At 39.1% G+C, this 12,427-nt stretch carries 14 protein-coding genes; 1 reads left to right on the forward strand and 13 read right to left on the reverse strand.

The genetic code is table 11. The features are described 5' to 3' along the window. Positions 1-7: 7 nt before the first annotated feature. From ABID56_RS01960 to ABID56_RS02015, 12 genes are all read right to left on the reverse strand, one after another. Positions 8-526, reverse strand: a complete 519-nt coding sequence (locus ABID56_RS01960) for a hypothetical protein (RefSeq protein ID WP_354218819.1) — start codon at positions 524-526, stop codon at positions 8-10. A gap of 80 nt (positions 527-606) precedes the next feature. Continuing rightward, positions 607-1,356 (reverse strand): hypothetical protein, encoded by a 750-nt coding sequence (locus ABID56_RS01965; RefSeq protein WP_354218820.1) that lies wholly within the window; start codon positions 1,354-1,356, stop codon positions 607-609. Positions 1,357-1,424: 68 nt separating this feature from the next. After that, the gene (locus ABID56_RS01970; protein WP_354218821.1) at positions 1,425-4,061 is read right to left on the reverse strand and encodes a helicase C-terminal domain-containing protein; all 2,637 of its coding nucleotides are present in this window, start codon (positions 4,059-4,061) and stop codon (positions 1,425-1,427) included. 65 nt (positions 4,062-4,126) lie between these two features. Further along, positions 4,127-4,510: an aspartate 1-decarboxylase gene (gene panD, locus ABID56_RS01975; RefSeq protein ID WP_354218822.1), complete on the reverse strand. Its 384-nt coding sequence runs from the start codon at positions 4,508-4,510 to the stop codon at positions 4,127-4,129. A gap of 5 nt (positions 4,511-4,515) precedes the next feature. Continuing rightward, positions 4,516-5,385, reverse strand: a complete 870-nt coding sequence (gene panC / locus ABID56_RS01980) for a pantoate--beta-alanine ligase (protein ID WP_354218823.1) — start codon at positions 5,383-5,385, stop codon at positions 4,516-4,518. After that, on the reverse strand, positions 5,382-6,212 hold the full coding sequence (gene panB / locus ABID56_RS01985) for a 3-methyl-2-oxobutanoate hydroxymethyltransferase (protein ID WP_354218825.1): 831 nt from the start codon (positions 6,210-6,212) through the stop codon (positions 5,382-5,384). Before panB ends, panC begins: the two co-directional genes overlap by 4 nt. A gap of 29 nt (positions 6,213-6,241) precedes the next feature. Continuing rightward, the gene (locus ABID56_RS01990; RefSeq protein WP_354218826.1) at positions 6,242-7,216 is read right to left on the reverse strand and encodes a biotin--[acetyl-CoA-carboxylase] ligase; all 975 of its coding nucleotides are present in this window, start codon (positions 7,214-7,216) and stop codon (positions 6,242-6,244) included. Further along, entirely contained in the window at positions 7,192-8,397 is a 1,206-nt protein-coding gene (locus ABID56_RS01995) for a CCA tRNA nucleotidyltransferase (protein ID WP_354218828.1), read from the reverse strand. Before ABID56_RS01995 ends, ABID56_RS01990 begins: the two co-directional genes overlap by 25 nt. A 4-nt stretch (positions 8,398-8,401) precedes the next feature. Continuing rightward, positions 8,402-9,532 carry an N-acetyl-alpha-D-glucosaminyl L-malate synthase BshA gene (gene bshA / locus ABID56_RS02000; RefSeq protein ID WP_354218829.1) on the reverse strand — a complete coding sequence of 377 codons (1,131 nt, stop codon included), beginning with the start codon at positions 9,530-9,532 and terminating at the stop codon, positions 8,402-8,404. Further along, complete coding sequence (gene mgsA, locus ABID56_RS02005) at positions 9,525-9,941, reverse strand: methylglyoxal synthase (RefSeq protein ID WP_354218831.1); 417 nt, start codon at positions 9,939-9,941, stop codon at positions 9,525-9,527. Before mgsA ends, bshA begins: the two co-directional genes overlap by 8 nt. Positions 9,942-9,954: 13 nt before the next feature. Beyond that, the gene (dapB, locus tag ABID56_RS02010) at positions 9,955-10,758 is read right to left on the reverse strand and encodes a 4-hydroxy-tetrahydrodipicolinate reductase (RefSeq protein ID WP_354218833.1); all 804 of its coding nucleotides are present in this window, start codon (positions 10,756-10,758) and stop codon (positions 9,955-9,957) included. Further along, on the reverse strand, positions 10,755-11,066 hold the full coding sequence (locus ABID56_RS02015) for a nucleotide pyrophosphohydrolase (RefSeq protein WP_354218991.1): 312 nt from the start codon (positions 11,064-11,066) through the stop codon (positions 10,755-10,757). The genes dapB and ABID56_RS02015 overlap by 4 nt, the downstream gene beginning before the upstream one ends. 194 nt (positions 11,067-11,260) lie before the next feature. Between ABID56_RS02015 and ABID56_RS02020 the strand changes: the two genes are divergently transcribed. Next, on the forward strand, positions 11,261-12,130 hold the full coding sequence (locus ABID56_RS02020; protein ID WP_354218834.1) for a YitT family protein: 870 nt from the start codon (positions 11,261-11,263) through the stop codon (positions 12,128-12,130). Between the two features lie 59 nt (positions 12,131-12,189). On the opposite strand, the gene ABID56_RS02025 is transcribed toward ABID56_RS02020, so the two are convergent. Beyond that, complete coding sequence (locus ABID56_RS02025) at positions 12,190-12,408, reverse strand: hypothetical protein (RefSeq protein ID WP_354218835.1); 219 nt, start codon at positions 12,406-12,408, stop codon at positions 12,190-12,192. Positions 12,409-12,427: the final 19 nt, after the last annotated feature.

A 12,427-nucleotide genomic window follows, 5' to 3' on the forward strand; every position in this document is an offset into this window, starting at 1 on the left:
TCCTATTCTAATTTTGGCTAAAAGATATTGAGTCGTACACGTCGCCATCTTCCATTGTATATGTTCGATAAACGAGACGGTCATTCGACTCATACGTTAATTCCCAAACATAATCATCGTTTATAATACCAGGTGTTATATGTTCTAAATGGCAGTCTGAACATTCTTCTTGAAATTGATCTAACATAGCTGATTCAGATAATACGTCATTAGCTTTAATCCAATCAATGTCATCTGAGTTTAACGAATCTTGTTGTGGTACAAAGACAAAATATGAACCGTCATCCCCTTCGCCGCGAATAACCGTGTAAGCTTCTTCACCATGATACGTATAACGTTGATTCACTTCCTGTACCGGACTTAGCTCTAATGCGACGTCTTGATATGTTTGTTGTTGATTATCATGGTCACCTTCAATAGCATAATATAAAATCATCGAAACGACAATGGTTGCTATTGTGACGACTAAGACGATAAGTAAAGCCATTAAAAACCATTTTTGTTGAAACAACTCGCGCACTGACAATTGTTCATCTCCTCAACATTCACATAATTTCTTCACTTGTTTAAGTATAACAAGAATTTGATGATGTTTTGACCATTCCCCTAATCATTTTTCGGTAATTTTTCTAATCGAATCGAAAAGTCGTCAACGTCATTAAAAATGTGAATCGCTAAATTTTGTTTCAGTAAATACGTATCGATCCATAATGTTTGTAATAATTGGTGGATACTTGAATCATAATGATCTACATCTTGATTAATAATCGCTAATTGAGGGTTCAATTTGTCGATAACAGCCTCATCCATATCGTCATGTTTGACATATGATGGCGTGTAAAGGATATCGATATCTTCCAAAATGGGCGACTGCTCTGATTCAAACCAGTAAACAGATGTTTGATTGTTCGACACGATCATGTTTCCTTTTGACGGATCGACAGGATGATAATGAAAAAACATATCACGGTTTAGCGCAAAATGGACATCTTCATTTAACGTTAACTGATTAATCGAATCATTTAATTGATTAGCGCATGATGATGCCATCGTTTCTGTCATATAAATATGCTTAATGGGATGACGTTCAGTTAAGCGTCTTACATTTGAACAGCTGTTTGCTTCAGATGATGTCATAACAATGCTTTTTATAGGTGACACATCATTAATCTTCATTAGACGCTCTATAGCTTCATATTGGTCACGTTTCCCCGTATTAATTAGGATGGTTTCTTGATCATCTTGCAGCAACACAGTATCTCCGGCTGACGTCGGTGTGAAAAGCCACGGCTCTTCACTTATAGGGGAACTCGTTACACTTCCAATTAACCATAGCATCACTATCCATACGTTCATGTTTTACCAACACCTAACCGTTTAATTAAAACAACATCTAACGGTTAGCTTAAGTCAATGACCGTTCATTATGATAGCCATTTTTTTGCATCTGTTATGATCCTCTCTGGTTCACTGTGTAACATATGAACATCTGGCAAAGCATTTAAGAATGATGATCCATAACGCTTCGTATATAAACGTTGATCTAGCACGAGAAAAACAGCGCGATTCGATTCATGCCGGATCATACGTCCAAACGCTTGCCTAAAACGCTGGACCGCGATCGGCAGTGCTAAGTGATAAAAATCATTATATGATTGTTCTCCCATCGCTTGACGTTTCGCTTGCATCAGTGGGCTAGACGGCATTTCAAATGGCAACCTGACCATACATACTGTTTTAAACGAATCGTCGTTCACATCAAATCCTTCCCAAAATGAGTGCGTCCCGAGTAAGATAACATCATCGTTTGATTCAAACATTTTTTTCAGCTTATCTCGGCTACCCGTCGTCACACCTTGACCAATAACCGTGACATGTTCTAAGCGATTCGACCGTTTTAACTGCTTATAAACTAATCTCAACATATCAAATGATGTAAACAAGACGAGCATTTTGTGTTGAACACCGACGTAATACTGAATGATAAAATCCGATACTTGCGATGTATAAGATACGATATCCGACTTCGACACTTCTGCTAGGTGATTCGGTGTGTACATACGAACTTGCGATTGATAATGGAAAGGTGATTCCAGCACTAAACAATCTGTTTGTTGCGGTATCCCTGTTTGAGACATGAAGATGTGGAAATCGTGATTCATTTGTAATGTTGCGCTAGTTAGTATGACGGGCACTGTTGATTGAAAAAGTTGTTCGTGTAACCAATCTGCAACTGAAACAGGTTCAAGATGCAATGTTGCAGCATTTTTGGCCCCGAATTGATTCATTTCAATCCATTTAACATCACGACCATCATTAGCAAAATATTGAGCGAAGATTCCTTTGATACCAAAGAGCTGTTCAACTGCTTCGCGTCGCAACAATTCATACCAAGAATGATGAACAACTTGTTGCTCTATTTCATCAATCACTTGATCAATCATAGCGTTCAACTGAATGTATTGGTCGTTAATATCTCCTTGTAACACTAAATCCTCTGTTTCATCATCCAATATAAGTTGTGCTTTGCCGGTGTCTGTGACGAGATCGTCGTCATATAAGAATTCCACTGCTTGATAAATTGCTCTAAAAAAGCTGTCTGCTAATTGACGTGTTTGTTCTAACGTATCCCATGTTAATAGTGGTTCTAAATCTTGCAATAGATGAACAATATCGACATAATTCAATTGTCGAGCAAATTGATGTCGAGCCGTATTCTCTAATTGATGGGCTTCATCAATGATGATCGTATCAACATCAAGAAGGCGTTGTTGTTTTAACCGATCTTGTAATAAAAAAGCATGATTCACGACAACACAATCTGATTGTTTACTAACGTCTAGCGCTCGATGAAAGTATGAGCCCTCTTTTGATGTATGTGGATTGTCACAATTAATGTAGTGCCATATTTGCTGCCCATTTGTCGGTAAGTTTAACTCATCGACATCGCCTGTTTCTGTTTCCGTTAACCATACGAGTAACATCGTCGCTGTCAACACAGCATCATAGTTATGATGATCCGAAAAATGATCTATATATGTCATAAAACGATGATAATGAATGTAATGTCTCGGGCTCTTTATGAGCGTTACACGAGGAGGCAACTTTAAATCATCAACTAATTGGTGTGCTTCATGAACAAGTTGATGTTGTAATTGGATCGTGCTCGTACTAATCAATGTTCGCTTACCTTTTGAGGCTTCATATAAAGTAGGTAATAAATAAGCTTGTGTTTTACCCAATCCAGCACCAGCTTCAACAACGAAGTGAGCTGACTGATTAATATGGTCCCATATATGGTTTGCCATGTCGTACTGCTTTTCTCTTAGCGTATAAGGTAATCTTTGATTCATGTCGTTTAACCAATCAGAAAATGCCAATTCCACATCATCATGACGTACTTGACTAACATCATGATGATCGTCATGTTGATATGGCTGGTTGTATTTATAACGCTTTTGTTCAACTAAACGATCGAACCATTCTTCGATTTGGCTATGTAAAAACGGTATAAAACTCCGTAACATAGTCAACGTTCTAAACGGTAATTGGGCTAACTTCTCCCATTCATGAAGCCATAACTGACTCGTTACATAAGCGTCAGATAACGCGCGATGTGGCGAAAAATGCTCAATCCCTAAATAATCGGTGATATCAGACAACTTATAGCTTGGAGCTTTCGGGAAACAGAGACGAGCTAATTCAACTGTATCAATCGTTAAACAATCAATCGGTTGAAGACCAACTTGTTGGAACGATTCATTTAAGAAAGTAAAATCAAACGGCACGTTATGAGCGACAAAATAGCCTTGAGAAAACATATGACGTAAGTCAGGGGCTATTTCTTCAAAACTAGGAGCATCTCGTAGGTCCTCATTTGTGATACCCGTCAAATGCGTTATAAAAGGTGGTACCTTTGCTTTCGGTTTGACTTTCGTTTTATACTCATTAACAATCGTTTGACCTTCTAACACAATGATACCGATTTCGATAATTTCGGCGCCTTTACTAACGGTTTGACCTGTTGTTTCGAGATCGACAACGATAAAGCGTTCGCTCATTTTAACCCTCCTTTCAACAACGCAACACGGCTAATCAAAAAGAACCCCCTTCAGGATTAAGGGAGTTACAAAATCGACATTGGCGGTTCTTCTTTGATAAGTGATTCGATTTGATTGTCTTCATCCATAATCGCAATAGTCGGTTCATGATCTGCTAGCTCGTCTTCATTTAACGTTACGTACGATATGATAATAACAATATCGCCTGGCTGCACTCGTCTCGCTGCAGCCCCGTTCAAGCATATAACACCGCTTCCGGGCTCACCCGCGATGACATATGTTTCGAAACGTTCGCCGTTATTATTATTAACGATTTGAACTTTTTCATGTGGCAATAAATCGACTTGACTTAATAAGTCTGAGTCAATCGTAATACTTCCGACATAGTTTAGGTTAGCTTCTGTAACCGTCGCCCGGTGAATTTTACTGTTTAATATAGTTCGTTGCACGTGATTCACCTCCCGTATTTAAGGTCACCTGTTGATGTGATGATCACATTATCTATAAGTCTTGATTGTTGGAACTGAACAGCTACCGCTATAATTATATCATCATCATGCTTAATGTCATTAGTTAATTCAGGATAAGATAAACAATTAATGTAATCAATATCACCATTAATTTGATTTAAAACAGACTCAACTTTTTCAATAACAGCCATTCGCGTCCATTGGTTGTCTTCTGCAATCAATTGTTGTCCTTTCTCTAACGCTTCATTTATCTTTGGAGCCTCGAGTCGCTCTTGTGTCGTTAACCTCACATTACGACTACTCATTGCTAAACCATCAGCTTCTCTTACGGTCGGGACAGGCACAAGTTCAATGTCAAAGTTTAAATCGTCAATAAGCCCGTCCACAACAGCAACTTGTTGGGCATCTTTCAAGCCAAAATAAACGCGATGTGGTGAAATGATATTAAATAACTTTGTTAAAACCATTAACACGCCCTCAAAATGTCCCGGACGGGTTGCCCCGCACAATACATCGCCTCGTCTAATTAACCGCATATCGGTGGATAATGCATGTGGGTACATTTCATTGACATCAGGATAGAAAATATAGTCGACACCTTCTTCGGCCAATAACTTTTCATCCCGTTCAAAATCCCTCGGGTAAGACGTTAAATCACTGCTTTGATTAAATTGTAACGGATTAACGAACACGCTAACGACAACGATATCATTTTGTTGCCTAGATTTTTTTACGAGCGCTAAATGACCGTCATGCAAATACCCCATCGTTGGGACGAATCCAATAGAATAGCCTTGTGCATAGCAAGTCTTTTTAATTTCACGCATCGACTCAATTGTTTTTATGGTTTTCATGATCCTCCGTATAACCCCTTTAATACATCATCGTTCATTTTGTAAGCATGATCATCAGTTGGAAAGTTTTTCTCTTTGACATCAAGAACATATTGCGATACTGCTTCAACCGCAACCTCATCCAAATTCGCATAAGCTTGTACAAATTTAGGTAGTCGTGATACACCGTATTGTAATAAATCGTGATACACTAACACTTGGCCGTCGCATTGATTTCCTGCGCCAATTCCAATGGTCGGAATCGCCAATTCTTCTGTTAATTTAGTCGCTAATGGCGCTGGAACACATTCAAGCACAATAGCAATCGCGCCTGCATCTTCTAACGCTTTCGCATCCTCAATGAGTTGTTTCGCTTCAGCTTCAGAACGACCTTGAACTCGATAACCACCAAGAACATTAACCGTTTGAGGTGTTAAGCCAATATGTCCGACAACTGGAATACCTGCTTGTGTCAGTTTAGTGACTGTTGGAACTAACTCTTGTCCACCTTCGATTTTTAGTGCGTCTGGTTCAATTTCTTGGAACATGCGTTTAGCATCACGTAACGTGTCTTCGACGGAAATATTAAACGACATAAATGGCATATCAACAATCGTATGCGTGTTCGGCGCGCCACGACGAACGGCTTTTCCGTGATGAATCATATCATCAACAGTCACTTTAATGGTTGATGAGTAGCCTAGCATAACCATGCCAACCGAGTCACCGACTAAAATAAGGTCAGCTCCAGCTGATTCGCACACTTTGCTCGATGGAAAATCATAAGCCGTCACCATTGTGATCGGCGTTTCATCGTCTATTTTATTTTGTAACATCTTTTTAATCATGATACGACACCCTCGTTTTAATCATTTAATTATCGCCAAATGACTTCAGCGGAATATAATATATGTTGATTGCCTATAACATCTTCAACGATTAACGCACCGTCTTCATGGATACCGATCAGTTTAGCCGACCATTCTTCTTGGGTGCGAATCGTTAACCATTCTCCAATTTTATAAGCTAGTCGTTCCCAATCTTGTTTGATCGCCGCAAACCCTTCAGATATAAACCGATTATACTCTAATTCAAAATGGTTCGCCAATTGTCGGAACAAATCGTTTAACTGTACAGATTCATTTCTATATTGTTTGAGAGAGATGGCCTCGTGTTGAACGTCATCGTGAAAATCATTGCGATCGTGATTCACATTAATACCAGTGCCAAGCACAATATAATCAATTTGATCCTGTTCAGCCTGCATTTCTGTTAATATACCAGCGAATTTACGGTCACCAATATATAAATCATTTGGCCACTTTATAGCAACGGGTATCGCCATTCGTTCAAACAGTTTAGCATAAGCAACAGCCGCTACAAGTGTCAATTGCGTCGCATCTTTAGGCGTTAATTCTGTAGGACGTAGAATGACACTAAACCATAATCCTAAATCAGCCCTCGAATCCCAATAGCGCTTCATTCGCCCCTTGCCGGCTGTTTGTTCACCTGCCATAACCACAGTTCCATGCGGGTATCCTTCGCGTGCCATATCATGAGCACGATACTGTGTAGACGATACGGTTTTCAAATAGGTTAATTCTTGACCATACCATTCTGTTTGAAGACCCCAACGTAACGATTCTTCAGACAGATGATCGGGTACATTCACAATACGATAGCCTTTATTCGTAATCGCTTCAATTTGATAACCTGACTTCTCTAACTCTTTCATATGCTTCCAAATCGCAGAGCGCGATATGTTAAGTTGCTCGGATAATTCTTGTCCTGATATGTATTGGTCAGGTTGATGATATAACAGTTGAATTAATCGTTTTCTTGTTCCTTCCATTGTTTCACCCGTCTCTCTATCGCCTCATAATCGTTTGATAATTGTCCTGCTAATATGGCTCGTTCAATTGCTTGTAAATAACGACCAATCCACGGCCCTTTGCGCCAATCCGGAATTATACTTTGTAGCTGTTTACCATCAACTGCAATCTGTTGTTTCGATTGAATCGGCAACGCTTCATAGACTTCGTGTAATTGTTCTAACGAAACATCCGGCAAATCTAATGATTGAACGACTTGTTGAAAGGCTTCAAGGTTCACATCCCCTAGTGTATAGACCACAAAAGACGTTAAGCCATTCTCTTTGAATTTACTGACTGATTGGATTAGTTTTTTCGCTTGACGTTGAATGATATTAGAACACCGATACGATTTAATCCAATCGTTTAACGTTAAAGTGTTAGATAGACAAGCACATAACGCCATTACAGCTTCAGGATGACGAATAGGTCGTTTGATGTTCTTTGTGAGATGCTTGATCACATCACGTTCTTGATTTAATAACGGTAACGATTGATACATATCAGTTTTATTTAATACATCAAGAGCATGTGCAACACCGTAACCAGTAAATAATTTGAACCATTCCACTTGGATACGTTCGACAGCTATCTCTTGTAGTAAAGTGTGATATCGTTTAATAGCCGTTAGAACGTCATTGGTTACAGCAAAATTTAATTGACTCGAAAAACGAACCGCACGCAACATACGAAGTGCATCTTCATGAAATCGATCGTCTGCTCGGCCTACAGTTCGTATAACCCCATGTGTTAAATCATTTCGACCTTGAAAAGGGTCAATCACCTGACCATAACGATCCATGGCCATTGCATTAATCGTTAAATCACGTCTAGCCAAATCATCTTCTAACCGACTGACGAACGCAACATGATCTGGGCGCCGATAATCACGGTAATCACTCTCTACTCGATATGTCGTGACTTCATATTCATTGCCATTATGTAATACGAGGACAGTTCCATGGTCGATGCCGACTGGAACTGTTCGATCAAACAGCGACATCGTCACATCAGGCGTGGCATTCGTCGCAATGTCAACATCACCTATTGATTGACCTAGTAAATGATCTCTAACTGCACCACCGACAAAATACGCTTCGTACCCGTGTTGTTCAAATTGATCTATGACTGGTATAGCTTCTTGAAACGGTTGACTTAACATGGCTTCAATCCTTTTTTAAAACGTGTTCATATAAATCTTCATATTGTTTGACGATATGCTTCGTTTGAAAATCGTGTAATACTGTATTTTTAGCTTGTTCCGATTGTTGTTGCCAAAGTTGTTCATCTTGCAACAATTGAATCGCCTTTGATGAGACGCAAGCTAAATCGCCTAACGGGCAAATATAGCCATTAACGCCATCTTGTATTACTTCGGGAATACCACCAATATTTGTACCAATACACGGAACACCCTGACTCATCGCTTCTAATAAAACAAGACCAAAGCTTTCCTTTTCAGATAATAATAGTTTTAGATCACTTATTTTGATCAAATCTTGAATATTATCTTGTCGTCCTAAGAAAATAACGTTTTGATCCAAACCATAATCCAACACTTGTTGACGGACCTTACTATACTCTGGCCCATCGCCTACTAATAATAGTTTTGACTTAACATGTTGTGAAATATGATAAAAGGATTCAACAACTTGATCGACACGTTTTACTTTACGAAAGTTCGAAATATGAATTAAAACTTTTTCTTCAGGCTCAAGGCCTAAATCACGTTTAAGTTGTTCATCTGATTCGAATGATCGTTCATGAACATCGATGAAATTATGAATGACATCGATATGGGCTTGTGTTTGAAAGACATCCTCGGTTTGTTGTTTTAAGCTATGAGACACAGCTGTTACAGCATGGGACTCCTCAATTGCAAAACGAATCATTTTTTGTAGACTATCATCAATCCCTAAAACCGTAATATCCGTACCGTGAAGTGTTGTTACGACTTTCACATCACGGTTAGTCATTTGTTTGGCAAACAAGGCACATATAGCATGTGGAACTGCGTAATGCGCATGAATAATATCGAGTTCTTCACGGTCAACAACTTCAGCAATTTTGTTTGCTAGAGACAAATCATAAGGAGGATGCTTGAAAACAGGGTAATTTGCTACTTCGACTTCATGAAAATAAATATTCGGATACAAGCGTTTTAACCGAAACGGCATCGTCGTTGAAATGAAATGTACATCATATCCTTGTTCAGCTAAAAAGATCCCTAATTCCGTCGCGACAACACCTGAACCACCAATTGTGGGATAACATACAATACCAATACGCCTACTCATGATAAGCTCCTACTGAATCTTGTATGGACCGCCAATCTAACCAACCATTCGCTAGACCACGAACAATAATTTCAGCTGTCGCCGCATTTGTTGCGACAGGTATCCGATAAACATCACACAACCTTAATAACGCGGTAACATCTGGCTCGTGTGGCTGAGCTGTCAGCGGATCACGGAAAAAGATAATTAAATCCAAATCATCTGTGGCAATTTTAGCCCCAATTTGCTGATCACCACCTAAAGGTCCTGATTGTAAACGTTCGATCGATAAGCCGACTTCTTCAGTAATTCGTTTCCCTGTTGTCCCTGTCGCAAATAGTGTATGCTCTTTAAAAATAGGCTCGTACGCTGTTACAAAATTGATTAAATGTTGTTTTTTCTCGTCGTGCGCAATTAAAGCGATATTCAAGCTTGCTCACCTACTATTCCATTAAATTTTCTAATCCATAAACATAGTCATCCTGCTGCATGACTTGTTCGACAGCAAAATGGACCCCACTCATAAATGAATAACGATCTGTTGAACTGTGCGTAATTTTTAACGTTTGACCAGCCTGTCCAAACGTCACTTCTTGTTCTGCAATATATCCTGGCAAACGGACACTATGAATCTTAAACCCATCATAATCCGCTCCGCGAGCACCGTCAATTGTTTCTGTCTCATTCGGGTGACCTTGACTTTGAGATGGTCGAGATTCCTGAATCAATTGAGCGGTTTTCACTGCTGTACCAGACGGGGCATCAAGTTTTTGGTCATGATGCTTTTCAATAATCTCAACGTCAGAAAAATATTTAGCTGCCATTTGTGAAAAACGCATCATAAGCACAGCTCCCATTGCAAAGTTTGGTGCAATGACAACGCCTGTCTCGTAATCTGTACTCAATTGTTTGATCGTATTTAGCTGATCGTCTGTAAAACCAGACGTTCCGACAACAGGTCGCACTTGATGTAACAAAGCAAGTCGCGTATGTTCGTATCCAGCTTCTGGATTGGTTAAATCAATTAAAACGTCCGCGTTCACTTGATCGAATGCGTGATTTGGATTTGTATAAATCGGTGCATCTAAAGCAGGTAACCCTTCAATATCTTGAACTTTCATACCGTCGTATTTACGGTCCAAACAAGCAACTAAATGAAAGTGATCTGTTCTTTCGATTAATTTTAACGCTTCAGCCCCCATTTTGCCACGTGGGCCAGCTAACATAATATTGATTGTATGACTCATGATTCAGTCTCCTTTTTTGTCCATCTGTTTTGGTCCCGTGTTTCGATTTTAGACATACTCTGTTCGAAAGCCTCGCTTAAATCAAGGTTTAATGAATTCGCAAATGTCATGATAACAAATAGTAAATCGCCCAATTCTTCTTCTAATGCTTTATCAGACTCCGTTGACTTTTTAGGTTTCTCTCCATAAACATGATTGACTTCTCGAGCTAGTTCACCTAATTCTTCGGTAAGTCGAGCTGTCATGGATAACGGTGAAAAATACCCTTCTTCAAACTGACTAATAAACGCATGAACACGTTCTTGCATTTCCTTTGTTGTATATGATTGACTCAATTCTCTCACACCTTTATGTAATCTAACATTATGTTAGCTAATTACGCACGGTTTGACAAATCATTTATACTAATTTTCAGATTTACTTTTATGATGAGTGGTTGTTAGCGATTATCTTTTTGCCTATAATGTAGTCGTATGACTTGCTCAATGAGGGGGAATTGACTATGAACCAAACATCGATAAAACTTAAAAATATCGTGTTCATTTTACTTGGATCGGCTATATTTTCGTTCGGAATCGTTAATTTTAATATGCAAAACAATTTATCAGAAGGTGGCTTTACAGGCATCACGCTTCTGTTGTATTTTTTATTTTCATGGGATCCAGGAGTCATGAACCTCGTTTTAAATATACCCGTTTTTTTAATCGGATATAAATTTCTTGGGCGGAACACATTTATATATACCGTTATAGGCACAATAGCCGTTTCAGTCTTTTTATGGCTATTTCAAGCGAATCCAACGTTTGCTCTTCAAGATGACATGACACTAGCTGCTTTATTTGCCGGCACCTTTATTGGTGTTGGACTCGGCACCATCTTTCGCTTTGGTGGTACGACAGGTGGTGTAGACATCATTGCTAGGCTAGTTAATCAATATGTTGGCTGGAGCATGGGACGTACGATGTTTTTATTCGACGCACTCGTGATCATCGCTTCTGTCGTCTTTTACTTAAATGAGGTCGAAGGTATGTACACCTTAGTCGCCGTCTTTGTCGGTGCTCGGATCATTGATTTCATTCAAGAAGGTGCATATGCTGCTCGCGGAGCCACGATCATATCGAATCATAGCGAGTTATTAGCACAAGGCATTTCCAATGAAATGGAACGCGGTGTCACCATGCTTCACGCTACTGGCTATTACACGGGAACTGAACGCAATGTATTATATTGTGTCGTCGGTAAAAATGAAATCGTTAAACTCAAATCAATCATTCATAACATTGACCCACATGCCTTTGTGACCGTTTCAGCTGTTCATGATGTTCACGGTGAAGGATTTACCTTAGATGAAAACAAAAAGCCTATAGATTAATCAAACAAACCTCCGTTAACGCTTACTTCAAGCATTGACGGAGGTTTGTTTTTTTACAATTAATGATGATCTGAATGTGACTGCTTAACGTGTTGTTTATGCTTTGGATGATCGATGACGTTATAATTTAGTTTGGATGCTTGATGTAATCTTCTTGCCACATAATAAAGTGTTAATCCTATAATCATGATAAGTGTTAAAATAAATTGTATTAAATCGTGTTGAGTCACCTGTATACTATTAATCAGTAACAACAGAGAAAACTGACTTACCCCCATACGATAACCCCTTAAACTT

Source organism: Alkalibacillus flavidus (genome assembly GCF_040545925.1).
Classification (GTDB): domain Bacteria; phylum Bacillota; class Bacilli; order Bacillales; family Alkalibacillaceae; genus Alkalibacillus; species Alkalibacillus flavidus.

Bases quoted from the DNA above. Each gene is read 5' to 3' on its own strand.
- ABID56_RS01995 (WP_354218828.1), bottom strand. From the start codon at position 8,397: ATGTTAAGTCAACCGTTTCAAGAAGCTATACCAGTCATAGATCAATTT.
- ABID56_RS01970 (WP_354218821.1), bottom strand. From the start codon at position 4,061: ATGAGCGAACGCTTTATCGTTGTCGATCTCGAAACAACAGGTCAAACC.
- ABID56_RS01990 (WP_354218826.1), bottom strand. From the start codon at position 7,216: ATGGAAGGAACAAGAAAACGATTAATTCAACTGTTATATCATCAACCT.
- ABID56_RS01965 (WP_354218820.1), bottom strand. From the start codon at position 1,356: ATGAACGTATGGATAGTGATGCTATGGTTAATTGGAAGTGTAACGAGT.
- bshA (WP_354218829.1), bottom strand. From the start codon at position 9,532: ATGAGTAGGCGTATTGGTATTGTATGTTATCCCACAATTGGTGGTTCA.
- ABID56_RS02020 (WP_354218834.1), top strand. From the start codon at position 11,261: ATGAACCAAACATCGATAAAACTTAAAAATATCGTGTTCATTTTACTT.
- ABID56_RS02025 (WP_354218835.1), bottom strand. From the start codon at position 12,408: ATGGGGGTAAGTCAGTTTTCTCTGTTGTTACTGATTAATAGTATACAG.
- panB (WP_354218825.1), bottom strand. From the start codon at position 6,212: ATGATTAAAAAGATGTTACAAAATAAAATAGACGATGAAACGCCGATC.
- panC (WP_354218823.1), bottom strand. From the start codon at position 5,385: ATGAAAACCATAAAAACAATTGAGTCGATGCGTGAAATTAAAAAGACT.
- dapB (WP_354218833.1), bottom strand. From the start codon at position 10,758: ATGAGTCATACAATCAATATTATGTTAGCTGGCCCACGTGGCAAAATG.
- ABID56_RS02015 (WP_354218991.1), bottom strand. From the start codon at position 11,066: ATGCAAGAACGTGTTCATGCGTTTATTAGTCAGTTTGAAGAAGGGTAT.